At 43.9% G+C, this 26,968-nt stretch carries 17 protein-coding genes; 5 read left to right on the forward strand and 12 right to left on the reverse strand.

What is annotated here, in order from left to right:
* Positions 1-24: 24 nt before the first annotated feature.
* Both K4039_RS08690 and K4039_RS08695 read right to left on the reverse strand, forming a co-directional pair.
* On the reverse strand, positions 25-1,278 hold the full coding sequence (locus K4039_RS08690; RefSeq protein ID WP_265234759.1) for an acetoacetate decarboxylase family protein: 1,254 nt from the start codon (positions 1,276-1,278) through the stop codon (positions 25-27).
* Positions 1,279-1,327: 49 nt separating this feature from the next.
* Positions 1,328-1,792: a site-specific integrase gene (locus K4039_RS08695; protein WP_265234760.1), complete on the reverse strand. Its 465-nt coding sequence runs from the start codon at positions 1,790-1,792 to the stop codon at positions 1,328-1,330.
* Positions 1,793-2,634: 842 nt separating this feature from the next.
* On the opposite strand from K4039_RS08695, the gene K4039_RS08705 reads away from it, so the two are divergent.
* Both K4039_RS08705 and K4039_RS08710 read left to right on the forward strand, forming a co-directional pair.
* Complete coding sequence (locus K4039_RS08705) at positions 2,635-3,759, forward strand: hypothetical protein (protein WP_265234761.1); 1,125 nt, start codon at positions 2,635-2,637, stop codon at positions 3,757-3,759.
* 95 nt (positions 3,760-3,854) lie between these two features.
* Complete coding sequence (locus tag K4039_RS08710; protein ID WP_265234762.1) at positions 3,855-4,088, forward strand: hypothetical protein; 234 nt, start codon at positions 3,855-3,857, stop codon at positions 4,086-4,088.
* A gap of 151 nt (positions 4,089-4,239) precedes the next feature.
* On the opposite strand, the gene K4039_RS08715 is transcribed toward K4039_RS08710, so the two are convergent.
* The 8 genes from K4039_RS08715 to hutH all read right to left on the reverse strand — a co-directional run bounded on the left by K4039_RS08715 (position 4,240) and on the right by hutH (position 19,215).
* Positions 4,240-4,404, reverse strand: coding sequence for a hypothetical protein (locus tag K4039_RS08715; protein ID WP_265234763.1), 165 nt, complete (start codon positions 4,402-4,404; stop codon positions 4,240-4,242).
* A 167-nt stretch (positions 4,405-4,571) separates the two neighbouring features.
* The gene (locus tag K4039_RS08720; RefSeq protein ID WP_265234764.1) at positions 4,572-6,314 is read right to left on the reverse strand and encodes a bifunctional diguanylate cyclase/phosphodiesterase; all 1,743 of its coding nucleotides are present in this window, start codon (positions 6,312-6,314) and stop codon (positions 4,572-4,574) included.
* A 263-nt stretch (positions 6,315-6,577) separates the two neighbouring features.
* The gene (locus tag K4039_RS08725; RefSeq protein WP_265234765.1) at positions 6,578-7,852 is read right to left on the reverse strand and encodes a response regulator; all 1,275 of its coding nucleotides are present in this window, start codon (positions 7,850-7,852) and stop codon (positions 6,578-6,580) included.
* 389 nt (positions 7,853-8,241) lie between these two features.
* Positions 8,242-13,692 carry an ATP-binding sensor histidine kinase gene (locus K4039_RS08730; protein WP_265234766.1) on the reverse strand — a complete coding sequence of 1,817 codons (5,451 nt, stop codon included), beginning with the start codon at positions 13,690-13,692 and terminating at the stop codon, positions 8,242-8,244.
* A 511-nt stretch (positions 13,693-14,203) separates the two neighbouring features.
* The gene (locus K4039_RS08735; protein WP_265234767.1) at positions 14,204-15,376 is read right to left on the reverse strand and encodes a 3-oxoacyl-ACP synthase III family protein; all 1,173 of its coding nucleotides are present in this window, start codon (positions 15,374-15,376) and stop codon (positions 14,204-14,206) included.
* A 43-nt stretch (positions 15,377-15,419) separates the two neighbouring features.
* A complete protein-coding gene (locus K4039_RS08740) occupies positions 15,420-17,006 on the reverse strand; it encodes a class I adenylate-forming enzyme family protein (protein WP_265234768.1) in 1,587 nt (528 codons plus the stop codon).
* A 7-nt stretch (positions 17,007-17,013) separates the two neighbouring features.
* Positions 17,014-17,346, reverse strand: a complete 333-nt coding sequence (locus tag K4039_RS08745) for a hypothetical protein (protein WP_265234769.1) — start codon at positions 17,344-17,346, stop codon at positions 17,014-17,016.
* A 231-nt stretch (positions 17,347-17,577) separates the two neighbouring features.
* Positions 17,578-19,215, reverse strand: a complete 1,638-nt coding sequence (gene hutH / locus K4039_RS08750; protein ID WP_265234770.1) for a histidine ammonia-lyase — start codon at positions 19,213-19,215, stop codon at positions 17,578-17,580.
* 494 nt (positions 19,216-19,709) lie between these two features.
* Here hutH and K4039_RS08755 point away from each other — a divergent pair, with 494 nt between their 5' ends.
* The 3 genes from K4039_RS08755 (at position 19,710) to K4039_RS08765 (ending at position 22,202) form a co-directional block, all read left to right on the forward strand.
* Positions 19,710-20,081 carry a helix-turn-helix transcriptional regulator gene (locus K4039_RS08755; RefSeq protein ID WP_265234771.1) on the forward strand — a complete coding sequence of 124 codons (372 nt, stop codon included), beginning with the start codon at positions 19,710-19,712 and terminating at the stop codon, positions 20,079-20,081.
* A 318-nt stretch (positions 20,082-20,399) separates the two neighbouring features.
* Complete coding sequence (locus K4039_RS08760; RefSeq protein WP_265234772.1) at positions 20,400-21,296, forward strand: pirin family protein; 897 nt, start codon at positions 20,400-20,402, stop codon at positions 21,294-21,296.
* Positions 21,297-21,653: 357 nt separating this feature from the next.
* On the forward strand, positions 21,654-22,202 hold the full coding sequence (locus K4039_RS08765; protein WP_265234773.1) for a transposase: 549 nt from the start codon (positions 21,654-21,656) through the stop codon (positions 22,200-22,202).
* Between the two features lie 187 nt (positions 22,203-22,389).
* Here K4039_RS08765 and uca read toward each other — a convergent pair whose 3' ends face one another.
* Together uca and K4039_RS08775 are read right to left on the reverse strand one after the other, a co-directional pair.
* The gene (gene uca, locus K4039_RS08770; RefSeq protein ID WP_265234774.1) at positions 22,390-26,061 is read right to left on the reverse strand and encodes an urea carboxylase; all 3,672 of its coding nucleotides are present in this window, start codon (positions 26,059-26,061) and stop codon (positions 22,390-22,392) included.
* Between the two features lie 82 nt (positions 26,062-26,143).
* Entirely contained in the window at positions 26,144-26,785 is a 642-nt protein-coding gene (locus K4039_RS08775) for an urea amidolyase associated protein UAAP2 (protein ID WP_265234775.1), read from the reverse strand.
* Positions 26,786-26,968: the final 183 nt, after the last annotated feature.

A 26,968-nucleotide genomic window follows, 5' to 3' on the forward strand; every position in this document is an offset into this window, starting at 1 on the left:
AATTTTACTCACAGAAAAAATTACCTAAGAATGCGCTTTCCAAACAGTAGTACCGTTTTCGACTGTGAAATCAAAGTTGAGCCAGAAAGCTAACTTCGGCTGTATGTTTACTGGTTGTTCTGGTTGTGTACTACCTTTATATAGTCCAAGTTCCTTAACAATAGGGTGGCTGGCAAAATCGTAGAATGTCACATCGAACTGAGAACCCAATGAATCAAAACTCAAAAGGCATCCTGCATGAAATTTTGACACTTTCATGGGAATTTCTACGATAGATTGATAGCAAGCTTTTTTGCCGTTTTGTTCATCGCGAAACTGCTTGAGCATGACTACAGGAATTTCTGCATTGAGCAGGTAATTCAAGAGATTGAGCGGCAGCCCCAAGCCGGGAACTTCAATGAGGCCGTCGTTCTCGAAAAGTAAGTGCGTGATGTTAGTTACTGCTTCAGAATAACTAGCCCAGGTTTTAGGCAATTGGCTTTCGCTCTCTACCTTATTTTTGGATGATATTCTGATGAGCTGCTCCCATTGGGCTTCTGTTTGAGCCGTTAAAGTTTTCCACGTATAAGTGTGCAAACTGAAGGGTTCTTGGAACTGACTAATTGGGGGAATTTTGAAACTGCCAATTTCCTTCGGGATGCCGTACACCTCACGACCTGAAACTAAAGCCGGTGAGTTGCTGACAAATATGTAGGGGACGAACCAAGCAAAGCGGTCTATTTTAAAGACTGGGCCACATTGTTTCCCGACCATAGTCAAGACCCAAATCACAACTTCTTGCTCGTCAATATAACCTCTGTCGCGATCTGGCTTGTCTCTAGAAGCAAGGGAGTCTATAGTTCCAAAGGTTAGTAGGATATAGTGTGTGGCTGGTCGATACTCGATTTGTGGGCTGGTTAAATTATTGAGGTATTTGTCGCACAAATTCTGGAGTTGGTGCAAAGAACTTTCTAACACAAATCCATAGAGGTTTGTGCCTTTGATGTCGTAGGGTTGCAGAAAACACTGTTCGTTAGCTCGTTCAATGTATTGCGGAGGTTTTGAATGATTACTGCCGCCCGATAAAAAGGTTTCACCAAATTTTTGTGCTTCTTGTTCTATGCTTTCACCTCTGGCAGCAAGGTCTTGGAGCAGTTGCTCTGGTGAGGATTGCGGCCCGTTGGTGAGGATGTCTGCTAATTTTTGCGGGTTATGGAGCAGTTCCGCGATCGCGCTGCTTGCCCCTAGTGCTGTGCGAAAGCCTGTTTGCAGAAGTTGAGCGGCGCTGTTAACATTCATTGCTTCATAACCTCATAGTGAGTTAGCTTACTTCCTTCTTATATTTCAGTCATATCACAAATAAACTAGCAGACCGTTGCCAACGCGGTAAGAAATCATGGAAAGTTCCGCGATCGCTCCTCTGACTTGTTCTGGCCGCCACCAGGCCAGAGGCTGCCTCTGGATTCATGTGCTTCCAGCGGTGGTTGAGGTGGCGGCTGGGGAACAGGTAGGGGTGATCGGGATGCTTATAGGTTTCTAGCAGCAGTTTCAAATCTTGAATAATCGGGATAGTCCGAGTGCCGAGCTTGCCTTTGGTGTTGCCCTTGCGAATGACCATTTCAGACCGCACGACACCCGCCGGGGTAAAAACATCGATGACTCTGAGGCTGCACGCTTCCGCTACTCGGCAGGCGGCGTAGAGGCAAATACCGAACACAGCACGATCGCGATGAGTCTGCAAACCATCGTTAAATAACAGTTCGATTTCCTCTTGAGTAAGGATTTTTGCTTGTCCGTGTCCCTCAATCTTCATGCTTTGTGTACTCTACCTGACACCAGAAAGTTTGCCGCAAATACTGCATTGCTGCATCAGTCTGAGGGATTTCTTAATGCGGTGGTGGCGGGCGATCGCTACAGATTAGCTGAGTTGCTAAGCGTTGTCTTTGCGTGGTGACGCTAGTTTGAGTGTGTCAGCCATAAGAACCGTTAGCTCAATCAACAAAAAGGTAGAGGGAATGTTGGGCTTATTGGCATAAAGTAAAAAGCGTCAGCCAAGTATTTTAAAATAATGACAAATACTGCATTCGATCAAATATTCCGGGATAGCAACGGCGAAATTGTGAGAGCTGCGGCCGCCAAACCTACCGTTGATTGTCACGATAGCAGCGAGTTTGCTTAAACTTGTTTTAACAACCGGTGAAATCTATACAGCGTTAGACTTGGTAGCTTTTGGCTCTTTGTTTACTTGGGCGTGGGAGGAATTATTTCAAGGTGTGAATTATTTTCGGAGAGCGCTAGGTTTCTGTGTACTGATTGGTGCGATCGCATTCAAAGTCCTCAAGTTATATTAATAACCTTTCAAGCGCACGGTAGCATAAGCGTGGGAAATACATTAGATTGACTCTGCGTGGGATAAAGGAAGTGGTAGTGCAAACTGCGATGGAGTTATTGGAGCGATTGTCAAACAACATCCGGTTGTAATGGTATACGGTGAGCTACTTCAGACGTGCTGGAAAAGTTGAGAGTGTTGCATTGCTGCATCGGTTCGAGGGATTTCTTAACGAGGCGGTTCAGAAGTCGTCAAGTTTTGGAAGGCGATCGCTCCGGGGATTTGATATGTTTGGTTAAGGATACAAGTGTTGCGTTTGAGGTGAAATGATGCCGTTGAGAGCATTTTTTGCAGGCCGAGAGCTATTAGCCCCTGTGATGTCCGATGAAGAATGGCTCAATTTGAAAGCTCAGCGCCCACAAGTTAGACTGTGCTGTTGTGACTCTACTGGGTACTTACGCACATCTAAACTCGGCACCAAGCATTTTGTTCATGGCAAGGACAAGATTTGTAATTGGGCACCGGAAACGTGGCAGCATCTATTAGCCAATACTGAAATTGTTCGAGTCTGTCAGCAATTTGGCTACGATGCCAAAACAGAAGTTTCAGGCTCTGATTGGAGAGCGGATGTTCTAGCCACCCAAACAGACCGGGGACAGTTAATCAAGCTAGCTTTTGAGGTGCAGTGGAGTTCGCAAACTTTAGAAGAAACTGCTGCAAGGCAAGCCAAATATCAGCGGGACGGCATCCGTTGCTGCTGGCTGTTTCGTAAACTTCCTACATCTCCTGATTTTAGTTGCCAAGACTTACCTATGTTTAAGTTGTGGCTGGAATCAAAGGATGCTCTAAGGGTTGATGCCCCTAGCAGAACCCTGACACTTTCTGAATTTATGGCAGCGCTGCTGTCAAGGCATTTTAAATTTGCTTCTCATTACCGAGTCCGTCAAACTCAGCAAGTTAAGGTAGTTTTTTTTGCTGTGTTTTGTTGGAGATGCCAACAACAGCACTACCTTTATTACATCCCCAATCCTGGTTATTATTCAGAATGCGGAATAAAAATAAATGAGGGAGCTTTTGGGGATTTCGACAGCAACTTTTGGCTGTTTAGACCCGAACTTATTCAAGCAGTCAAAAACTATTTAAAAACAGAGGGTGGTCAAACAATCCGCATGGGAGAGATTAAGAAACGGTACAGCAAGACAGTCAGGCGCTCTTATATGTCGTTTGGATGCCAAAAATGCGATGCCATTTGGGGCGACCATTTTTATTTTGAGGCTATGTCAGAAGCTTGGTACGGTTATATTCCTACCATCGAACAGGATTTGCAAATAAGCTTAAATACTCCCCTTAATTTGAATTCACGACCTCATTGGTGCTATTCACCCACAGGTAGCTTTTGCGATATCATTGAGCATGAAACAAAACAAGCAACAGCTTGCTACTGCCAATAAAATCAAAAAGTGGATTCAAGCCACTAAGGAAATTGAAAAAACTCGATTTGCCATACCGATAACCAGGCTGACGAGTATCAAAAGTCTGTGCGTTGATGAATGAAGTCGCCGCCGAAAACTTTGCGCTCTACATTGCTCAACGGGTGCAGCAGCAGATGAATCAGGCGACTTGTCCCGAACACTTCAGCGGAGAAGAATGGACACACCAACAACAGTTAGTGGATGAGGCAATCTTGCTGATGCAAAGTTACCGAGAAAACCCTAGTTACGAAAGCCGACAATTTCTGAGAAGCTTATTGAGAGACATTGATGGCTTGCAAGGGGAGTAGAACTGTTTGATGTTTGATGAGGTGCGGTTTTTTAGTTTCTTTTATAGCGGTTCTCAGAAAGATGAGGATAGCCCTATGCCTACGGAGGCCTATACCCAGTCGTACCTCACCTTTTTGAGAAAGGCTATAACTGTTCAATCTCCTGTTGCTGCTATTCGATGTGGTGTTGTTTTTCTGCCAGTTTTCGTTGTTGTTGTTTTAGCTGCTGCTGTTGTTTGAGTAGCCATTCTCCGAAAGACAACACTGCAATGGCCATCTTCTCTACTACAATGGCTATCTCTACTGGTTGGTTTGTCACCGCTGTTGGATTGGGCATGACAGCTACTATACTCTATTTTTACCTATTTGGCTCAAACTCTTACCACACTTGCTCTCCCGCAAGCTATGAGCCATCATTGGCTATATCGCAACGCAGTTGCGGTGAGCAGTTACCTTAATAAACCAAGAATAGGCTGTATTAGTTAGCCTTGAAATATCCGCCGTTTAAGCATCGCCCAAGAGCGTTGCAGCACTCAACAGAGCAACAGCCCCTTCCTCATCCAAAGGTCGCGAGAAAAAGTACCCCTGATAGGAATTGCATCCCAAAGAACGGAGTATAATTAGTTGCTCTTGCGTCTCCACCCCTTCTGCGATGGTCTCTAATTCCAAAGAACTCGCCAGATTTAGAATCGCCTCCAGCAAAGTCAAATGTTTCCCTCCTTTCTCCAGGCTGGAAACAAAAGAGCGGTCAATTTTGAGAGTATCAATCGGCAGCAATTGTAAGTAAGATAAATTAGAATAACCAGTACCAAAATCATCCAGACAAACCTTAACCTGTCGAGCTTTCAATAGCTCTAGCACCCCAGCGGCCTCCTCAGCATTCTCCATTAAAACACTCTCGGTAATCTCTAACTTCAAAAATTCGCCCTTCAAATTATGCACTCGCAGCAGTGAGTCTAAATGCGGTAACAAATTAGGAGCAAATAGCTGAATTCCCGATAAATTAACACTCATGTTTAAAGGCAAATAGTCAGGGAATTGCAATTGCCATTTACTTAAACAAGCCACTGCTTCCGACAGTACCCACTCCCCTAGTGCCACAATCAAACCCGTTCTTTCCGCCACTGGAATAAACTCGCTCGGAGAAACCAACCCGCGCGTCGGATGCCGCCATCTTGCCAACGCTTCAAACCCCACTATTTTACCAGTTACAAAAGATACAATTGGCTGATAATTCAAGTAAAACTGTTGTAAATTAATTGCATTTTGCAAGTCATTTTCTAACTGGAGTTGCTCTAAAGCTCTCGACTGCATACCAGCATCAAATACCACAGTGCTACTAGCACCTCGAACAAAAGCCTCATGTCTAGCCGCGTCAGCCGCTCGCAGTAAATCTTCCGGCTCTTCTGTGCCAATTGCACCTAAAGCAATGCCAATACTAACGCTAGAAAAGACCGCAGTTCCATTTAAGTTAGACGGTATTTCTAATGCTTGACGAATGTGTTCTGCTGCATCTAAAGCTAACTGAGAATTAGTAATATTTTCCAGCCAAATCGCAAACGCATCTTCTCCCACTCTTGCTATAAGATTCATATTCAAACCCCAAGCCTCTAACCGCCGTGCTACTTCTACTAGCAACTGCTCTGCTCTAGAATGACCTAAGCTATATTTAACAATTTGATAACGGTTAAGAGTCAGAAATAAAATAGCTTCTAAATGACCCATTTCTATTATAGAATTCCTGCCACTACGCATCTCCTTTAAGAGCAAATTACGGTTAGGTAAACCTGTCAGCTCGTCGTAAAATGCTTGGTAGCGGATTTGTGCATTCGCTGTAGCAAGTTGCTGCTCTTTTTCCCTAGCAAGTCGCACAAACTCTAAAGTTTTATTAATTGTAATTTTTAAGTCATGCAAATCAATCGGCTTCGTTAAAAAATCAAAAGCACCCCTATTCATAGCTGTCCTAATATTTGGCATATCCCCATAAGCTGAAACCACTACAGCTTTGAGCGTCGGGTCAATAGCTGGCAGATTCTCTAGCAAAGTTAAACCGTCCATTTCGGGCATACTAATATCAGTTAGCACTAAGTTAAAGGAGCCATCAGCTTGCAGTTTATCTAAAGCTTGGACTCCATTAATTGCAAAAGAAAACTCAAATTCTTGAGTGCTGATTTGACGCCGAAATAGCTGAAGGATTAGATATTCTAAAAGTGGTTCGTCATCAACTACTAAGATTTTAGCTGTCATGGAATTGCTCTTGTTAGCAAGTAACCAGGAGTTTAATTCTCTGGTAAGGACAATCCCCCTGTGATTGCCCCTCTGGGTTGCACCGTAAGTAAGTTTTGGGCAGGCAGGAAAGCACTGCTCCTACAGAAAACTCATCATTTTCAGGACTTACGCTCCTAAACCGGGTTTATCTACAAAATTGAAGATTCTCACTAGAAACCTACGAAGAAACCCGGTTTCTAGCCTAGACGTGCGTAAGTGTTGATTTTATCAGTTCCCAACCATTAAGTGGGAATTTCAATAATAAATTCCGTTCCCTCGCCTGGTGTAGAGTTACAACTGAGCCATCCCTCGTGTTTTTCTTCAACAATAGACCGCGAAATTGATAAACCCAATCCCGTCCCTTTACCCACAGATTTTGTAGTAAATAAGTGGTTAAATACCCGCTGTTTCACTTCTTCTGTCATCCCCATCCCGTTGTCAGCAATAGAAATTATAACATGAGAAGTTGAATTGTCTTTCATATTTTTTTCACTATCATTGGTAAGGAAAGTGCGAATCGTAATTTTATTAGGATTCGCCTTAATTTCATCGCGACTCCGCCCTGCATTCCACTCTTCCAATGCGTCAATGGCATTAGCAATGATATTTAAAAACACCTGGTTTAACTGTCCGGGATAACACTCTACTGGGGGTAATTCTCCGTAGTTTTTTAGCACTTGAATTTCGGGTTGACCCTCATTCGCTTTGAGCCGATGTCTCAAAATTAATAAGCTACTATCAATTCCTTCATGGATATTGAAACGAACTTTGGATTTAGTATCTGCCCGCGAAAAAGTCCTCAGAGAAATGCTGATTCCCCGAATGCGCTCAGTTCCTTCTCTCATAGAACTGAGCATTTGTGGCAAGTCTTCTAAGAGAAAAGGGAGGTCAAGAGCTTCAATTTGATTTTGTAATTCTGGATTATTTAGGGAGCAGTGTTGTTGATAAATATTGAGAGCAGTCATCAATTCTTGAAAGTAGCTTTCGGCGTGTTCAATGTTTCCTATAATGAAGCTGATGGGATTGTAAATTTCGTGGGCAACTCCGGCCACTAACTGGCCGACGGAAGCCATTTTTTCGTTTTGAATGAGTTGAGTTTGCACCTCTTGAAGTTCTGTTAAATTTTGTCTGACTTGTTTAACAGTTTCTAAGGCTCTTTGGATGGTGATTTCCATGTCCTGAAAATCAATGGGTTTTGTCAAAAAGTCAAAAGCTCCCCGGTTCATGGCAGTTCTAATGTTTTGCATATCTCCATAGGCGGAGATGACGACTGCTTTTAATGTATTGTCGATTTCTGAGAGTTTTTCTAGTAAAGTTAACCCGTCCATTTCGGGCATATTAATATCTGTTAGCACTAAATCAAATGGTGGAAATTCTGCAATTTTTTCTAAGGCTTCTCTGCCATTGTGAGCAAAGACAAATTCAATTTCTTTGCTCCGAATCTTTTGCCTGAATTTTTGTTGAATGACGTATTCTAAGAGTTGTTCATCATCGACGACTAGGATTTTGGCTGTCATGGGGAGCTATTCTGTATCCTATGGTAAAAATAACTAGGGTGATTAGCTTACTATACCGCGTTGTTTAAATTTTGTGAAAAATTAAATTAATTGATCGGTATCGATGCCCGTAGTAGGGACACGGCAATGCCGATTGGTGTCAACTTAACGTCAAACCCTTAATCCGTAAGGGACTTAAGTCCCTGCCTCAAAGCTTAAGTCCTCTAAAGAGGACTAAATAATTCATTAGTCCTCTTTAGAGGACTTTAACTATTAGACAGGGATTTAAGTTGCTGGCGGGTTTCACCTTAAGTTGACACTAATGGGTATTCCCGTGTCCCTACCTCTTCTTAATCTAAATATTTAACATTAAATTAACACCAATGGTTGCACTTTAGCGCCAAAACTATTCAACTTTTGGGCAAAGTAATGATAAATTCGGTGTAGTTTTCAGTTTCAGTTTGCACTTCCAAATTACCTCGGTGTTGCCCAACAATGATATCATGAGTGATGGATAAACCTAAACCCGTTCCCTGTCCGGGAGGCTTGGTAGTGAAGAAAGGGAGAAATATTTTTTGTTGATTTTCTTGAGGAATGCCGATGCCGTTGTCACGAATGCGAATTTCTATTGCAGTGCCTAGATTTTTAGTGGTAATAGAAACTGTGGGATTGAAATCTGCGGTCACTTTAAATTGTTTAATATGGGAGGCATAGCAAGCATTATCGATAATGTTAATTAAGGCGCGGCTGAGGTCAGAAAAGGCGACATCTAGTTCTCCAATTGATTGGTCATAGTCGGTTTCAATGGTAAGGTTGAAGGTTTTATCTTTGGCACGAATGCTGTGGTAAGCTAATTGTAGGGCTTGAGCGACAAGGGCATTGATGTCGGTTTTTTGGCGGGTACTGCCCTCGCTGCGAGCGTGCATGAGCATACTTTGAATTATGCTGTTTGCCCGTTGCCCTTGTTCGTTAATTTCTGATACGTTGCGCTTAAGATAAGTCAGGTTTTCGTTAATTAATTCCAGGGATTCTGAGTCTAAATTTTGGAATTGGCGGTCTATTTGTTCTGCGATTTCAGAGGTTAATTCTTCTGAGAGAGTAGCCAGAGAAGTGACGAAGTTGAGGGGGTTGCGGATTTCGTGGGCAACACCTGCGGTGAGGGCTCCGAGGGAGGCGAGTTTTTCTGAGGCTACTATTTGTTTTTGAGCTGTTTTTAATTCGGCGGTTCGTTCTTCAACTTTCTGTTCTAGGTTTTCCGAATGTGCTGCAAGTTGTTGGTTGGCTTGTTCTAAATTTTGGTTTAGTTGATTGACTTCTGCGTAGAGTTTGGCATTGGTAATGGCGATCGCAGCTTGTCCCGATAGCATTTGTAAAACTGTGAGTCTGTCAGCGGTAAAGGCAACGGTTGTCAAATTATTTTCGAGATAGATAATTCCTGTAAGTTGACCTTGATTGAGTAGAGGCGTACACAAGATTGATTTGGGCTGATTTTGTTGGATGTAAGGGTCTTTTTTGAAGATTCCTTCGTGGCTGGCATCGTTTAAAACGACTGTTTCTTTAGTACGGGCAACGTAGTTAATAATCGCGACTGGAACTGCATTTCCTAGTAGAGGAACGGAAGTATTTTCTTGTTCTGGTTGTTGAGAATTGGTCAATACGGTGAGGTCGTTACCTTCCACGATACCGTTAGCTGAAATCACCCACTGATTGTCGCTTTGGTTAGATGAAAAAGTTGGTTTGGTGAGCAATGAGCCGCGAGTAGCGCCAGCATTTTCTATGACAATAGTCATTAATTTATTTAGCAGTTCGCTGAGAACAATTTCCCCAGATAACGCCTGTGCTGCTTTCATAATTGTACCGAGGTCAAGTGATGTTGAATGACCGGAAGTAGAGGTTGTTGTCCAGTTTGAGGTGGTTGTGCTAGTGGAGTCGAGGCTGATAGTTTCAGGCTGCTGGGTGCGGGAGATGAGATGGGGATATGTTTCTTCTAAGTCTCTGACTTTGGCGATCGCTCCCCAGCGAATGTAGCAGTAATAGGCTTCGGTCATGTAGGTTTTGGCGACTTTTTCTCTACCGAGGGCTAGATAAAATTCGGCGGCGCGTTCGTTAGCAAGGGCTTCTTCTTGGATGAATCCTTGTTCTTTGGCTCCGTTGATGGCTCGTTCGTAGTAGGTTATTGCTGTCTCGTTTTGTCCTAATACTCGTGCTTTTTCTGCTTCTACGAGTTCGTATTTATGTTGGAAGTTCATGGGGGCGTGGTGCGCCCAGGTTTTCATTTGTTTTTGATAAAATGCTACTTTTTTCAGGTATTGTTTTTGTTCGGTTTTGGTGGTGGTGGGATAGTGAGCGAGAAGGGCTAAAGAGTAGTAAAAATTGTGTTCTGCTGCGTGCATGAGCGCACCCAGATTTTCTTTGTATTGTTCTGTTAATTCTGCCGTTTTAACAGCCTGAAGGTTATTTTTAAACAAGTAAAATAAAATTAATTTAAAAAGGTAATAATAAATAATTACCAAGTTATTATGACTTTTTATAAAAACAGGCATCATTTTTTCTTCATCAAATTGATCTCCAACTAATCTACATTTATCGGCAGTTGTATCCATAAAATTCAACACGAATTGATGCCACATTTTAGCATGATCGCTCACCATATATTGTTTGTATTTTAGCATCACATCAATATATTGCTTCTGATTTTTAGCCACTAATTCCAAATGCTCCCCACTCCAAAAAGGATAGTTAGCGTAGCCCCAACCTGAGTAACAAGCATATTCTACATCTCCAGTTTCTAACCCACTTTGAAATGCCTCTATAAAAGGTTGTACTGTTTCCTTGATATGCTCTTTCCAATGCCTAATGAAACTATTAAAATGAAACTCAATTTTAGCCTTGAGTTCTTTAGCAGCAAATTGTTCCACCAGCTTGACAGCCAGTTTACCAAATTGATATCCCGAATCAATGTCAGACAGCACTCCACAAAGCAGCATCCCATAAGTCACATACCCAAAAGCAGACAGGGGCGAATTACCATATTGAAGAGAAAGATTGACCATCTTAAATACAATCAGCGGAAAAAGCATAGGGTTTGCCATAAAAGCAGCCGGAATTATAGCGATTAAGATCCGCATGGCTGCAAGCTTATATGGGTCAGTCATTAAAGGGAGAAAAGCTAAATCCTCAATCTGTTTACCGCCTATTGCTATTTTGTTGCGAATCAATCCCATCATAATACTAAATTTTGTTGGATTTCTAGGGAGAGATACTCCCAGAATTATTAGGACTTGCAAAGCTGTCTCTAGTGCTGCTTGTGGCTGGTTTTGCTGTAAGTAAAATGGGATTCTGAGTTCATAAACTTTGACTTTTTCTAGCTGACTTTTAGCTTGCAACAGAATAATTTTCGATAAATGTTGTGCTCGTTCAAAGTTAGTATTGAGGTATTCGGATTCTAGTGTTTCTAAGTGGAGATTCCTGGCCAAATCGTACTGACTTTGCCAGCTAGATTCTGGCAGAAGTTCTAACCCTACATTCAAATATCTGACAGCAGCTTCATAAGCTGTCGCTGCTTTTGCTTTTCGTCCAGCAATTAAATTAAAGTTGGCGAGTTCATCTCTTTCTGACTGCTGCGCGATGAATTCCACGCCAATATTTAACTGGTTAACAATATCAAATATATTCTCTTCTAGGGCGTTTTCTGCGTATTGATGCAATAAGAGCTTACCAATTTTCAAGTGAGTTGCTTTTTTCTGATTTTCAGGAATCATTGAATAGGATGCTTGTTGCACCCGGTCATGTAAAAATCTGTAGCCAACTCTCGATTCATCAAAAAGTAGCGGTTTCTGTTCTTCTGACTGAAAAGCTAGAGGAATTTTGTAGTCGTTACTGAGGGGCAAAATGAGACCTGATTGAAGTGCTGACCACAAATCATCGGCTGTCTCTAGCGGAGATTTTTCATTGATAATCGCGCATACATCTAAGTTAAAACGGTTGCCAATACAAGCGGATAATTGTAATATTTTTTGGGTAGCTTCTGGCAGTTTTTGGATATTTCTGGCTACCAGTTGGACAACGTTATAATCAGCAATTCCCAGGGATTGAATCTGGTTGATGTCCCATTTCCAATAACTTTTGATAAAATCAAATTTTACCAGTTCTTCAGAGTGGAGAGTTTTGAAAAGTTGTGTTAAGAAGAAGGGATTTCCCTGAGTTTTATTGAAAAGTAAGTCGGCTAATTTGAGTGAATTGTTATCTTCCTGAAGAGTATCGGCGACTAATTGACGGACGTTGCTAATATCTAAAGCCTGGAGGACGATATTATTCACAACCGCACCTGTTTTTTCAATCTCTTCAATGGTTTGGATCGTCGGATGAGTTGGGCTGACTTCGTTATCTCGATAAGCTCCAATTAGTAACAGATATTCGCTATCGGTGTCTGTTATCAAGAGTTGGAGCAATTTAAGGGAGGCTGAATCTGCCCACTGTAAATCATCTAGGAACAGAACAAGCGGATGTTCTAGTTTAGTGAATACATGAATAAATTGTTTATAAACTCGGTTGAAGCGATTTTGAGATTCTGTTGGCCCTAGCTGGGGAACTTCTGGCTGTTCGCCCATAATCATTTCTACTTCAGGAATTACGTCGATAATTACCCGTCCATTTTGTCCCAAAGCTTCTACAAGTTGCTCTTTCCAAATTTCTATATTTTCCGAGTTTTCTGTTAACAGTTGTCGGATTAATTCTTGGAAAGCTTGAATTAAGGCTGCATAGGGAATGTTCTTTTTAAATTGGTCGAATTTGCCGGCGATAAAATAACCTCGCTGGCGTACTATGGGTTTATGAATTTCTTGCACAACGCAGGTTTTTCCAATGCCTGAATAACCGCTGACGAGCATCATTTCTGTTGAGCCAACGGCAACTCGTTCAAAGGCTGTCATTAGGGTTGCAACTTCTGTTTCTCGTCCATATAGTTTTTGAGGAATGAGAAATTGACCGAATCGATCCAATTTACCCGCTGTGAAATCTTTAATTTGTCCAGATTCTTCTAATTGTTTAAGACATTCTTCTAAATCGGCTAAAAGTCCACGAGCGCTTTGGTAGCGGTCTTCAGCAGTTTTAGCTAATAATTTCATTACGATGTCAACAACCGCGTTGGGAATTTCTGGATTTAGCTGATTTATCGGTGCGGGTTGTTTGGCGATGTGGCAATGCACCAATTCCATTGGGTCGTTAGAATTAAAAGGTAGCTGACCCGCAAGCATTTCGTAGAAGGTAATGCCAAGGGAGTAAAAGTCTGTGCGGTAGTCTATTGACCGATTCATTCTCCCAGTTTGTTCGGGAGACATATACGCGAGAGAGCCTTCGATGTGGTTGGGGTTACTGATGGTAGGATTTTCTTTTTCTAGGCGGGTGGCGATGCTAAAGTCGATGAGTTTTATTTCTTTGGTTTCTGGTTTTATGAGGATATTCTGGGGTTTAATGTCTTTGTGAATAATTTGATTTGTATGCAGTTCTCCGAGAATTTGGGCGAGTTGACTGGCGATTTGAAGAAAGTTTATTAAGGAAGTTTTTTGGGAGGTAATATATTGTTTGAGGGTTTGGCCGCCAAAATCTTCGAGAATCAGGGCAAGTCCGTGTTCGTAAGGTTTTAATTCGATGGGCTTGATAATGCCTGGGATGTTTAAAGAGTGGAGGATTTGATATTCGTGTCTGATTCGGGCGATTTCTTCTAGGGTCGGATACTCGGCTTTGAGAGTTTTAATGATGACAGGAGTGTGTTCTAATTCGTGGCGACCTTGATAAATAACGGTTTTTGTACCTTCGTGGATGGTGGAGATCAGTTGGTATCCGGGTAGAGGGGTTCTCATTGTATTTCTTTAAGAGGGGTACAGTAGTGAAAAAGCATAATACTGATGAACCATGAGTTAAGTAACCACACAAAATTAATTACATGAAGACTCCTTGCTAGGCAAGGGTTTCAGTAGAAAGATTGTGTAATTAATTTTGAACAACTACTTAATATATTATGTTATCAGTTTTTGAAATTTTACCTTTGTATCGAAGATTACTTCTCATATAAAACAAAAACTTAAGATTTAATTAATTAAATCTTAAGTCAATACTCCGGACAGTTTTTGGAACGAGACTACAAGCTTTACAGGGCAAGGATCATAAATAGAGTCGAATTAAAAGCAAGTCAGGGGGTGGAGCTGACATTGATTTAATTATCCACAGTGGCTCAAAGCTAAGCGAGAATAAGCCATTGGGCCATATAAAACTGTCCGGACTATTGTTAAGTATGGATAGTCCCCCGAAATGCCTGTCGCATTTTCCTAAAGGTGAGCTGTTAAAGCGATGATCTATTAGGCTGCTTAGTATCTACCGCACCCCTACAGGTGTGCGTATTAAGTTTGCTGAGGGAGCAGGTAAAGGTCCCAGCGCAACATCGCCCCAGCGCATCACTACTGCGGCTGCGCTAGCTACAAAGCCATGATTATAAACAAGAACTAAGTCGTTAGGGCGAATTTTATCCAACTGTGCGGCGTGGTACAAAGTGGCAACAGTAGATGCTGCGGAAATGTTTCCATACTGGGGATAGATGTCAATTGTCCGCTTTGGATCTATACCTAGTTCGCGGACACAGAAATTTCCATACCAAGCAGTAGCCGTGTAGAAAACAAAAAAGTCGATTTGATCGAGGGTGACATTGGCAGCATCAAGAGCACCTTGATAACACTCACGAAAGTATTTCAAAAACAAATGAGGCATCTGTTTGCTGGCGTTTTTATTTGCTCGTATAATCATTCGTGGATTCCCCTGGGCATCTGTGGTCAGTTCATTATAGAAAACACCACATGATTCTTTAGTATTGATAATTTTCTTGCCAATGATGCCCTGGTTTGCTTTAAGTGAGCTGACCACAAAGGCTCCAGCACCGTCACCTACAAAAAACGAGAGGGTGTCATTCTCATCCCAAAAACGAGAGTATGTACATGAAGTAACTACAAGTACATTACGGTACTCTCCACTTCGCACTAGGGCACAAGCATTATGGAGTGCAACTATGGCACTCGCACATAGTGAATCGAGATTCCAAGCAGCACCTTGTAAACCTAGTTGACTAGCAAGAAAGGCAGCATTTCCAAGTTCGATATGCTCGGGAAACATGGAGGCAACGATCATCAGATCAACTTCTTCTGGAGAAAGTTTTGCAGCGTCGAGAGCATCATAGGCTGCACGATATTCTAATGTTAATGAAGACTCATTACAGTCAAGTACCCGTCGCTCAATAGCACCCCGGAAGGGATCGGATAAGTACGGCATCATCTCTTGTGTCCACAAGTCAATTTCTTTGCTTTCAGAGATAGGTTTAGCAGGTGAAAAAGCTCTCGCTAAGCCTTTTTCTTCCGCTGTGGCAATCAAATCAGGGTAGTTTTCTCGGAAATAATCATTGGTGCGGATAACACTCGGAAAACTGACAGCAAGTGAACGAATTCCTACAGGATGATACATGATGATGAACTCTTTTTTACAGTGTAACTTTTTGTGCAACTATACTCGGAAAAAATTGACTGGCAAATCAATGTTCTCAGCTTTACTCGCTAGCACTCAAAGGCGCTTGCAGCAATGACGCTGCTTCAAAAACAGGTAAAGTCTCAAATTTCTGAACTCGGTGCTGGCTGGGTTGGGTATGGGACTCCCGTAAAACTCGTTTTAACACCTTACCCGCCGCATTCTTCGGAAGGGAATCAACAAACTGGACAAGGCACGGCACCTTGTAAGCGGCGATCCGCTCCGAACAAAAAGCGATCGCATCTTCGGCTGCCAGCAATTGACCGGATTTCAGCAAAATATTTGCCTTGACGATCTCACCCTTAACCGGATCGGGAACCCCATAAACCGCCACTTCAGCCACCGCTGGATGCGTAGTAAGCACCCGCTCAACTTCATTGGGATACACCTTAAAGCCAGAAACATTGATCATGTCTTTCAAGCGATCGACAATGTAAAAATAGCCATCATCATCCATCCAGCCGAGGTCGCCTGTATGAAACCAACCGTCTTTCAAGACTTTGGCCGTTTCAGCAGGGCGATTCCAGTAACCCAGCATCACATTCGGCCCGCGAATGACAAGTTCTCCCACTACCCCTGGCGCGACTTCTTTACCATCGCGATCGATGACCTGCATTTCCACATTTTCAATCGGCATTCCAATCGAACCTGGTTTATATTTCAATTCGTGGTTGTAGCAGGCAAAAGGAGAAGTTTCAGTTAAGCCGTACCCTTCATGAATCACCAAATTGTGAAGCAATCGCCACTGCTGAACAATCTCCCCTGACATAGGAGCAGATGCAGTAAAGTAGTAACGGACTGAACTTAACTCGCACTCAGATGGGTGCAGTTCTAACAGTTTGATGAAAACTGCCGGCACGCCAAAAAACATCGTGATCCGTTCGCGTGCGATCGCTTTCAGAATTTCCGCAGGAGCAAAACGGCGCTGCAAAACAATCGTTGCACAAGCATTAAAAGCGCTATTGAGAATAGCGTTTTGACCGAAACAATGGAATAGCGGTAAGTACAGCAGCAACCGATCTTCTGGCTGCATTTTACAGCAGCGGTTTTTGGCATAAATATTGGAAATGACATTGCCGTGCGACAAAGTAGCTCCCTTGGGAAAACCTGTAGTTCCCGATGTATAGAGAATCGCTGCTGGCTCATGTCGCCCCATTTTAATAGCCCGTGCTTCCGGCGAAGCATTTGCCATCATTTCTTCCAGACTGGTTCCTTTGTTCGCTTCACTTTCAGCAATCAAAATGTGTTCGAGATAAGCTAAATCCGCATCTGGGACTTGTCTACTCAATGATTCGGTGGTAATAACCACCTTAGCTTCACAATCATTAAGGATAAATCGAACTTCATCACATTTGAGCATCGCACTAATAGAAACTGCGATCGCTCCAATTTTGAGAATGCCCAAATAAGATATGACAAATTCAGGAATATTAGGAAGGAAAAGAGCGACGCGATCGCCCCGCTTGACTCCCAATCCTTGCAAACCATTAGCAGCGCGATTTACCAATTGGTTAAGCTGCTTGTACGTGAAAGATTTGCCTTCAAAAATTAAGGCGGGTTTGTGAGGGAAAAACTTGCCTCCTCTCTCGATATGCTCTGCAATGTTCATCCCTATTTCATCCTCGGTAAAAATGCTGCCAAACAATAGGCTTCGTGTTCATGATTTGGATGCACTGGTGCATTGTCGCTAAAGCCAATAGAAAACCACTACGTAAAGCTTTTGAGCGATATTTTTTTTCTGAGAAAACATCCCCTACGCAACCAGGATGAATTGCCTGATAAAATTGTTGCCAATCACTTGGTTCAAGTTGATAGATTTTGACGCACTGGCGAACAGTATCCGTCAAAAAGTGTTGCTGATTTGACAATCTCTCTGCTTTTTTAATTCGGTAAATATCTACCTGAAAAGCAGTTTCAGAGATGTTAGCTGAAATATTGTGAGTAACCATTTTTGTGTCTTTGTGTAACGTTTAACAATCCTTATGCAGCAGAAATATTGCGAATGCTTTTGTAACAGACAAGCAGCGCTGAAAGAGTTAAATTGTCAACTCATTTTTTACACCGTTTTGCAGGCTATTATTAGCTACAAATGGATTGTTTTACGCAGGGAATAAAGAGCAAAAAAGAGAAAAAATAATGTGAGTTTTTTTCAAAACTTCTTACCCTTCTCCTTCCTCTTCCTACTTCAAACTTGATAAAATCTGGTTCACAGCTTGCACAATCCGTCCTTCCTGTGCAATGTCAGCAGCAATCATGGCAATGTGTATATCCAAAGATTGCTCGTTGTCATTCCAAATGTAAGATTTTTCAACATTAGGCGGCTGTCCCACAACTTCGCGCACAGCCTCATATAGCGGCAAGCTAAGTGGCGACAAACATTCCCGTGCATCATAATGACCGGCGACTTGATGGGTTCGCAAGTCAACAGCTTGGACAGCAAACATTAGAGCTACTGCCATATATTGCTGGAAGATTTCAATTGAGCGACGAGCTAAATTAGCTGAAGCGAATCCTTGGCTATTGATGTTTTGATTGAATTGTTCGGCGTGAGTGGGAAAGCGATCTGCTATCGAATTGCCATAAAAAGTCAACAGCGGCATAATCGAGTTTCCAGTTATTTGCAGAGCTTTTAGACCCATGTTGACCTTACGGCTCGTGTTACCAACTAAAGACGGTGACAGCCCGTTATTAAATTCCGGTGCAACCAACAGCGCTATTTGCACATCCAAGTGCTTAGATAGCAGACCTAAGAGATACCGCAAACGATCCATTCCCACACCAACATACTGTCCCAGAAAATTGCCGCCGTGATAGCTGGCTTGATTCTCAACGTCGATCAAAGGGTTATCTGTTACCGAGTTTATTTCTACTTCAATTTGCTGAACAATCTCTGCCAATCCATCAACAATTGGCCCCAGATATTGAGGCAAGCAGCGAAGCGAATAGCGGTCTTGAATTGGATCTGCACCCCGGTAGTTGTGCTCACCATCTAACTCGTTTCGGCTCAAGCACGAATCTTTAAGGAGTTCGACCATTTGGGAAGCTGCCCATATTTGACCAGAATGAGGTTTGAGCGCGTGAATAAAAGGATGAAACGATTGATTAGTACCCCCTAATCCTTGAATCATCAGGGCATGAACGCCCATTGCTAGGGCAAGCAAGACTTGCGCGTCGCGGAGGCACAGGGCCGCGATACCAGTCATAACAGAGGTACCGTTCATCATTGCTAACCCTTCTTTGGGGCGCAACGTCAGGGGGGGTAAGCCAAGCTTCTCAAGCGCTTGTACGCATGACATCTCCTCACCTTGAAAGTCAACGGTAAAGGATTTGTCCAACCCAATCAGCGATCCAGTAATGTAAGCTAGGGGTGTAAGGTCGCCGCTAGCGCCGATAGAGCCAAATTCGTAAACGTGAGGTGTTACTCCTTCGTTGAGGAAGGTTGTCATGCGCTCCACCAGTTCCAACCGGATGCCAGAGGCACCGTATAGATGCGAGTTGATCCGCAGGATCATCGCGGCCCGGACATCAGCGATCGGCAACCGCTTACCAGCCCCAGCCTTGTGATACCAGACGAGATTATTTTGTAGAGAAGTCGCATCTTCAGTAGAGATTACAGTATTGGCCATCCCTCCAAATCCTGTTGTCACGCCGTAAATCGGCTTTCCCGACTCGACAGCATCCATAATGTAGTCGCAGGATGCCTTTATACCATCGAAAATTTCATCCCGATTCGTTAAATAAACTTGCGAGGAGTTTCTGGCAACGTTGACTACTTCATCTACAGTCAGCGATCCGTTCCCCACAGTTACGTTACTCAAATTAGGCTCAGGCCATTTGGGTAATTTTAGAGAAATCGGCTGTGTTAAGTTTCTTGACACTTCTTAGATCCTAAATTTATAGATAGATGCCACTAAAATGTGACTTTAGTCACAGCACACTCGAAACCAGGATGTTATTTTGAATTCAATGACGGAGAAATATGACTCGACACCATACTCTGCCATTGCTACTCAAATCTTTCACTTCGTTTCGTAAAACAAGCCGTAGCCATTAGACATCACCGATAATGAGCCTGCAAGCCTTATTGCGTTAAGGCTGGAAGCTTAAATTCGGTTGGTGTCTAATGTTCTCAGAGCAAAATAAGACTGCGCCGACGCTACATTATGCGGGCAGAGTTATAATTGATTGAGTTCTTAAAGCTGGTAGGCTGTTACAGGGGCTATTGACCGATAACTAAATGACATTACCACCGTTAAAGGGTAATCATACATTTTTGTAACAAAACTTTACAATGATTTCCGAAATTTTTAGGATGACTATTGAACGCTACGGGATATCTGGAAAACAGTTATCCAAGTTTTCAGGCGTTAGCGAAAATCATATTTCTGAGTTTCGGCGGGGGAAGACTGGCATCTCTACGGAGGTGCTGTGGAAATTAATTCAGGCAATGGACGAGATTAAGCCGGGAGCCCGCGTTTACTTCTGTAATCGGCTGACGGGGGGAGAGGGATTTGGCAACAGCAGCCAGATGTCAGTGCCAAAGCAACTAGAGTCTTTGTTAGATATGCAGATATTGGTTGATGGGTTCTCTGACGACAGTTTGGCCTTGCTACTGATGGTGGTGGCGGCGCGGATCAAGAATGGTGTTTCCTCTGATGCGAAGGGTTTTGAGCTCATTGGCTAATAATTTAACCGCTAGTTTGTCAAGGCAAGAATCCACAGATATAGCCTTTCTCAGAAAAATGATGTATGGCGAGGTATGCTGCAACCCTTACATGATCAAGCTTTTCATGGCAAAATTGGTATCTCACCTTTTAGAGAAAGGCTATATTGCCCCATTTCTGAAACCCTTGCTAAACAAGGATTAAGAGAGATTACGCTGATTTCACTAATTTTTTTATCTTTGAAAAATCAGTGAAATCCTTTGAAACCTCAAGAATTAGAAAAGAGCGGACAGTCTCCCTTAAGACAACTTTAAAAGAAGCTAAACTTTATCAATATCATGACAGATAGCATCCAGCATCTCATCGAGCCACACATTCAAGATTTGGGTGGATTCCAAGCCCGTCGCCTGCTTCCCTCAGACGTTGTGACGTTGGTAGGCCCTTTCATATTTTTCGACCATCTCGGCCCTGCGGTGTTTGCACCCGGTCAGGGCGTAGATGTCAGACCGCATCCGCACATCAACCTAGCAACCGTAACCTACCTGTTTGAAGGTGTTTTGCTGCATCGCGATAGTGTCGGCAGCGTTCAAGAAATCCGTCCCGGTGCAGTGAATTGGATGACGGCAGGGCGAGGTATTGTTCACTCCGAACGCACACCTGATGACGATCGCAGCAAAGAAGCTATCCTGCACGGCATCCAAACCTGGGTAGCACTTCCCGATGAGTACGAAGAAACTGACCCCTGGTTTAGACACCATCCGGCAACTGATTTGCCTGTTTGGGAGGATGCAGGAGTTTCGTTCACCCTGATTGCGGGTGAGGCATACGATCGCACTTCCCCTGTTCAAACATTTTCACCCATGATTTATTTGGACGTGCAACTTGCCGATGGCAAGCAATTTACCTTACCGGGCAGTTACAGTGAACAGGCGGTTTATAGTGTAACAGAGGGGTTGGCGATCGACGGAGTGCCTTTGGAACAACATCGGTTGGCGGTTCTCACTTCAGGCGCATCGGTAAGCATTTCTGCCAATGGCAACGCTCGCTGTATTGTGATTGGCGGTGAACCTGTGGGTAAGCGGCATAAATGGTGGAATTTTGTTTCGAGCCGAGACGAGCGCATTGAGCAAGCTAAACACGATTGGGTGGAGGGGCGATTTGCTCCGGTTCCTCAAGAAACAGAATTTATTCCGCTGCTCAAGGAGTCGCCGAATCAAACGGAACAGCCGTTGTAAATAGCGCCAGCCATCTAATTATTGATGAACTGTTTTTTGGATTCATTCTCAGGTTTTACAGAATTGCATTGAGAGGGTCAAAAAAGCTTTTGACCGATATATCAAGGCTGATAAATCTGGCAAGCACTCTGGGAAACCTAGATTTAAGGGGCGTGGTAGATATCACAGCTTTACCTATACCCAGATGAAACAGGATTGCATCAAAGGTAATCGCATTACTTTACCGAAAATCGGTGATGTGAAGATAATTCTGCATCGTCCTATCCCTGATGGGTTTAAAATCAAAACTGCTCAAATTGTCAAGAATGCGATGGCTATTATGTTGTGCTGACATTGCAAGATGTCACAGTGCCCACAATGAGCCTCGATGTCAATCTTGATAATGCTGTTGGTATTGATATGGGACTGAAGGATTTCTTGATTACCAGTGATGCTGAGACAGTCCCTATTCCTCAGTTTGCCAGAATTGCCCAGAGCGATAAAAAGCTCCGAAATAAGGCTGTTTATCGTAAAAAGAAAGGCAGTAATCGTAGACGGAAGGCTGTTAAGCGTCTTGCTAAACATCATCTGCATATTGCAAAGCAACGTAAAGATTTTCATTGTAAAGCTGCAAAGCGATTACTCGACAAGTATGATGTGATTGGCTTTGAAGATTTGAATGTCAAAGGTTTGGCAAAAACTAGGATGGCAAAATCGATCCTAGATGCTGGTTGGAGTGAATTCCTCGATATTCTGGTTTGTAAGGCCGAAAGTGCTGGCAAATTAGCTATAGCTGTGAATCCAAATGGTACTACCCAAAACTGTTCTAATTGTGGTACTCGCATCCCTAAAACCATTGCCGACAGGTGGCATAGTTGCCATGTTTGCGGCAGGCGAATTGGATCGGGATGTAAATGCCGCGATTAATGTTAAGAACTTGGCTGTCGGGCGGACAGTCAATAAAGCTCAGCGTGTTTCCGATGCAGACGCAGGATTAGCCCAGAAGCCCACCCTATACTCGTCCGCGAGTTAGGGCTGGGAGTCGTCACGATTAATTTGATACCAATCGGTGCAGCGCGCACCCTACAGATAGAGTGCCTGCATCCAAGACTGCTTAATCGGGTTGAACTGCCGCTAGAATTTGTCCGGCTGTTACGGTTTGTCCCTGTTGGCAAAACAACTCTGCCACAGTACCCGCCACATCAGCAGTAATAGCAATTTCCATTTTCATCGCTTCCAAAATTAACAGGCGATCGCCCTCTGCAACCGCATCTCCAATATTAACCAACACCTGCCACACATTCGCCGAAACGTGAGCGACAACTGCCTCACAACCAGCAGGCAAAGCAACATCCGCCGCTGCCTCAGCAAGCATATCCACCGACGCTTCTGCTACAGATTCAGAATCAAATTCCCCGGCGGCAGCCCATCGATCGCGCTCTGCATTAAATGCGGCCTGCTGATTCGCTTTAAACTCAGCCGCACTGCTAGCAATAGAATGCAAAAACTCATTGTATTCTCTCAACTTAAAAGTGATTTCCTCAACCTTTAATTGAAACTTACCTTCGATAAATTCTTCCCGACAGCGCAGCAATTCCTCATGAGAAACTGGATAAAATCGGATTTGGTCAAAAAAGCGCAACAGCCAAGGTTTACCAGACTGGAAATCCGCCGTTTGTTTAAACCGATTCCACATTTGTACCGTGCGGCCGACAAATTGATAACCTCCCGGGCCTTCCATTCCGTAAACGCACAAATACGCGCCGCCAATGCCAACTGCATTTTCGGGAGTCCAAGTGCGGGCGGGATTGTATTTAGTAGTAACTAAGCGGTGGCGCGGATCGAGGGGAGTTGCGACTGGTGCGCCTAAATAAACGTCTCCCAAACCCATCACTAAATAGCTAGCATTAAAGACAATTTCTCTGACTTGTTCGATGCTGTCAAGCCCGTTGATGCGACGAATAAACTCAATATTGCTGGGACACCAAGGTGCATCCGATCGCACAGACTGCATATATTTTTCAATCGCCAACAGCGTCGATTCATCTTCCCAAGATAAAGGCAAGTGTACAATCCGCGCCGGCACTTCCATATTCTCGATCGCCGGAAGTTCCGTCTCCGCCGCAATCAGCGCCTGCATTAGCTGCTGTTGCGAAATCTGGCGGCTCTCAAAGTGAATTTGGAGCGATCGCATCCCCGGCACTAATTCGATAACTCCCGGCAACGGATTTGCTGTCAGCCATGCCATCAAGGAGTGGGCCCGGAAACGCAAATTTAAATCAAGCACCAACGGCCCGTATTCAACTAAAATATATTTATCGCCAGCTTGACGGTAAGTAACAGCAACCTGTCCCGAAGATTCAGAGATTTTGTGCAAAACAGGAGAACCGAGAAGCTGAAACAAACCCTCAGATTTTTCATCAGAAACCGGGAGACAAAAAGTAGAAATTTGCCTTTCTTGCTCTAATTCCTGCTGCAAAGCTTCAGCAAAACTCAAACAGTAAAAGCGAATACTGTCCCCCGGTTTCAGTTGTCCGATTTTCCACAATTGGGACTGCACAATAGTAGCAGGACAGACAAAACCCCCCAAACTCGGGCCGTCCAGACCGAGAATTACAGGCATATCGCCCGTAAAGTCGATCGTGCCGATCGCATAAGCGTTATCATGAATGTTAGACGGGTGCAAACCCGCTTCTCCGCCGTCTTGACGCGCCCAGGTAGGTTTCGGGCCGATCAGCCGAATCCCCGTCCGCGTCGAGTTGTAATGCACCCGCCATTCTGTTGAGAAAAACATTTCGATGTCTTCCTCAGTAAAGAAATCCGGCGCGCCGTGGGGCCCGTACAAAACACCAATTTCCCAATTATTGCTGTAAGTTGGAATCAGTTCGGAAGGCAAAGATAATTCCGCTTCCAGAGTTGCCGTTTGGTGCAGTTTCAGCACATCTCCAGGGCGCAGGGTGCGACCAGCGTGACCGCCAAATTTTCCCAGTACAAACGTTGATTTGCTGCCCAAATATTCAGGTACATTAAAACCGTGTTTCACCGCTAAATAAGTGCGATAGCCGCCGCCTTCAATGGCTTTTAACTTGAGAATGCTGCCCGCTTTTACAGGAATTGCCCGCCAAAACTGCACCGATTCTCCGTTGAGCGTTCCCTTCATAGTTGCACCAGTCAAACTAATAACTGTATCTGCATTAAATCGCAGAGTTGGGCCTGTGGCTGTGAACTCCAATCCTGCTGTTGATTCGGGATTTCCTACTAAACGATTTGCCGATCGAAATGCAAGATGATCCATCGGGCCAGAAGGCGGCACGCCAACATCCCAATAGCCAATCCGCCCCGGATAATCTTGAATGCTGCTGTAGGTTCCACCATCCAATACATCGATCGTTAAAGGGGCGTATTCAAAAGAGTTTAAAAAGCGCGTGCTCAGTTCGCCCCGGTTGAATCGGGAATCGTCCAAAATCTGGCGGAGGTAATCTAAATTAGTTTCAATTCCCGCTATTTTACTGGCATCTAAAGCAGCTTTGAGTTGGGCGATCGCCTGCGCTCGATTTTCCCCGCAAACGATGACTTTGGCTAGCAGCGGATCGTAAAAAGGAGTAACCTCCGTTCCGGTTTCTATCCAACTGTCGCAGCGGACGTTTTCGGGAAACGCAACTAGATTTAGCAACCCGGAACTCGGATGAAAATTCTTGGCGGCATCTTCGGCATAAATCCGCACCTCAATTGAGTGTCCTTGCGGCTGATATTGGTAATTTTGTATAGGAAATAAATCCCCGGAAGCCTGTTTTACCATCCACTCAACGAGGTCGATGTTGTTGACAGCTTCAGTCACGCCATGTTCGACTTGCAAGCGCGTGTTGACTTCCAAAAAGTAGAATTGTTTCGCATCAACATCAAACACAAATTCTACGGTACCTGCTGATTGGTAATTTACCGCTTTTCCCAGCCGCACTGCTGCACCGTACAACTGATTTCGCTGTTCGTCGGTAATCGCAGGGGCGGGGGTTTCTTCTATTACTTTTTGATGGCGCCGCTGCACCGAACAATCTCGCTCGCCCAAGGCTATGACATTGCCTTTGCCATCTCCAAAGATTTGGACTTCAATGTGTCTGGCTGTTTGAATGTATTTCTCTAAAAAAACGCCGCTTTGTTTAAAGTTGCTTTGGCTCAAACGCTGTACTTTTTCAAATGCTTCTGCTAAATCTCGATCGCCAAAACAAGCCTGCAAACCGATACCGCCGCCGCCTGCGGTACTTTTGAGCATCACCGGATAGCCGATCGCCCCAGCAGCCCTTTCCGCATCCTCTAAACTTGCTAAAAGTTCGCTTCCGGGAGTTAGCGGCACTTGATTTGCAGCGGCTATTTCCCGCGCGGTGTGCTTCAATCCAAAACACCGCAACTGAGCCGGAGTCGGGCCAATAAATGCAATATTTTCGCTGATACAAGCTTCGGCGAATTCCGCATTTTCGCTCAAAAAGCCGTAACCCGGATGAATAGCTTGAGCTTTTGTTTGGCGCGCCACTTCGAGAATGCGATCGAACCGCAGATAACTCTCGGCGGCGGCTGCTGCGCCGATACAAACGGCTTCGCTGGCGGTGAAAACGTGCTGGGCGCGCGCGTCTGCTTCTGAATATACTGCTACCGAAGCAATTCCGAGGCGATCGAGAGTGCGGATAATTCTGCAGGCAATTTCGCCGCGATTGGCAATCAGAACTTTGTTAAACATTATGGGGGGAATTGGGAATTGGGAATTGGGAATTGGGCATTGAGAATTGGGCATTGGGCATTGGTAATTGGTAGTGAGGACTTTATTACTCATCAATAAGGACTGAAGTCCTCACTACAAACCTGGTATTTTCCGCTTACACAGCATCCCAAACAATCAACTGAATCGGCGTAGGATTGTAAGCATTGCAAGGATTGTTCATTTGCGGGCAGTTAGAAATTGCAACTAGCGCGTTCATTTCGGCTCGCAAATCAACTGTACTTCCCGGATCTGAGATGCCGTCAACAATTTCTAAAGTGCCATTTTTGCTAACTGGCACATTCATAAAAAAGTTGATATTGCTGACTAAATCTCGCTTGCCCAAACCGTAGGGAAGAATTGCGGCGAGGAAATTTTCAACGCAGGCGTGCTGGTATTTTTTATCTAGTCCAAACCGCACTGAATTGCTCTCGCAGCTACACGCGCCGCCGGAGGTATCGTGCCGCCCGCAGGAGTCAGCAATTATGGTCATCATGGTTCGCCCTTCGTTGGAAATGAGTTTGCTGTTTGTAGTGACAAAGATGTTGCCTTGATTGACGATTGTATCGGGGGCGCTATAGCGTTCTGAAGGGTCATCGGCATTGTAAACTAAAAAGTCTACTGCTTGATTTCCGCCTAAATCTACTATGCGGAGAATCTGTCCTTTTTTGATAACGCGAGACCAAGGATGTCTGGCTGGTAAAACTTCGTTGTAAATGGCTTTTTTGGGATCGAGGATTTGTTGAGTATTTGCAGTCATGGTTCACTTTTGATTGATTTACAGCATTTTTTACCGCTGATTAGTGCGGATTAGATATAGTTTGAAAATCTGGTTGATTAGGTGTCTTGCATCAGTTTTAGATTGCTCTTTTAACCGCAGATGTTAGGCAGATGCAACACTGATAAACGCAGATGATTGCGGGAATTGGAGGCGATTAAATGC

The organism is Lyngbya sp. CCAP 1446/10 (assembly GCF_026130175.1).
Classification (GTDB): Bacteria; Cyanobacteriota; Cyanobacteriia; order Cyanobacteriales; family Microcoleaceae; genus Microcoleus.

What these genes read in the sequence shown, in the direction of transcription:
- K4039_RS08690 (WP_265234759.1), bottom strand. Translation starts at nt 1,278, where the DNA reads ATGAATGTTAACAGCGCCGCTCAACTTCTGCAAACAGGCTTTCGCACA.
- K4039_RS08695 (WP_265234760.1), bottom strand. Translation starts at nt 1,792, where the DNA reads ATGAAGATTGAGGGACACGGACAAGCAAAAATCCTTACTCAAGAGGAA.
- K4039_RS08705 (WP_265234761.1), top strand. Translation starts at nt 2,635, where the DNA reads ATGATGCCGTTGAGAGCATTTTTTGCAGGCCGAGAGCTATTAGCCCCT.
- K4039_RS08710 (WP_265234762.1), top strand. Translation starts at nt 3,855, where the DNA reads ATGAATGAAGTCGCCGCCGAAAACTTTGCGCTCTACATTGCTCAACGG.
- K4039_RS08715 (WP_265234763.1), bottom strand. Translation starts at nt 4,404, where the DNA reads ATGCCCAATCCAACAGCGGTGACAAACCAACCAGTAGAGATAGCCATT.
- K4039_RS08720 (WP_265234764.1), bottom strand. Translation starts at nt 6,314, where the DNA reads ATGACAGCTAAAATCTTAGTAGTTGATGACGAACCACTTTTAGAATAT.
- K4039_RS08725 (WP_265234765.1), bottom strand. Translation starts at nt 7,852, where the DNA reads ATGACAGCCAAAATCCTAGTCGTCGATGATGAACAACTCTTAGAATAC.
- K4039_RS08730 (WP_265234766.1), bottom strand. Translation starts at nt 13,692, where the DNA reads ATGAGAACCCCTCTACCCGGATACCAACTGATCTCCACCATCCACGAA.
- K4039_RS08740 (WP_265234768.1), bottom strand. Translation starts at nt 17,006, where the DNA reads ATGAACATTGCAGAGCATATCGAGAGAGGAGGCAAGTTTTTCCCTCAC.
- K4039_RS08745 (WP_265234769.1), bottom strand. Translation starts at nt 17,346, where the DNA reads ATGGTTACTCACAATATTTCAGCTAACATCTCTGAAACTGCTTTTCAG.
- K4039_RS08755 (WP_265234771.1), top strand. Translation starts at nt 19,710, where the DNA reads ATGACTATTGAACGCTACGGGATATCTGGAAAACAGTTATCCAAGTTT.
- K4039_RS08760 (WP_265234772.1), top strand. Translation starts at nt 20,400, where the DNA reads ATGACAGATAGCATCCAGCATCTCATCGAGCCACACATTCAAGATTTG.
- K4039_RS08765 (WP_265234773.1), top strand. Translation starts at nt 21,654, where the DNA reads ATGAGCCTCGATGTCAATCTTGATAATGCTGTTGGTATTGATATGGGA.
- uca (WP_265234774.1), bottom strand. Translation starts at nt 26,061, where the DNA reads ATGCCCAATTCTCAATGCCCAATTCCCAATTCCCAATTCCCAATTCCC.
- K4039_RS08775 (WP_265234775.1), bottom strand. Translation starts at nt 26,785, where the DNA reads ATGACTGCAAATACTCAACAAATCCTCGATCCCAAAAAAGCCATTTAC.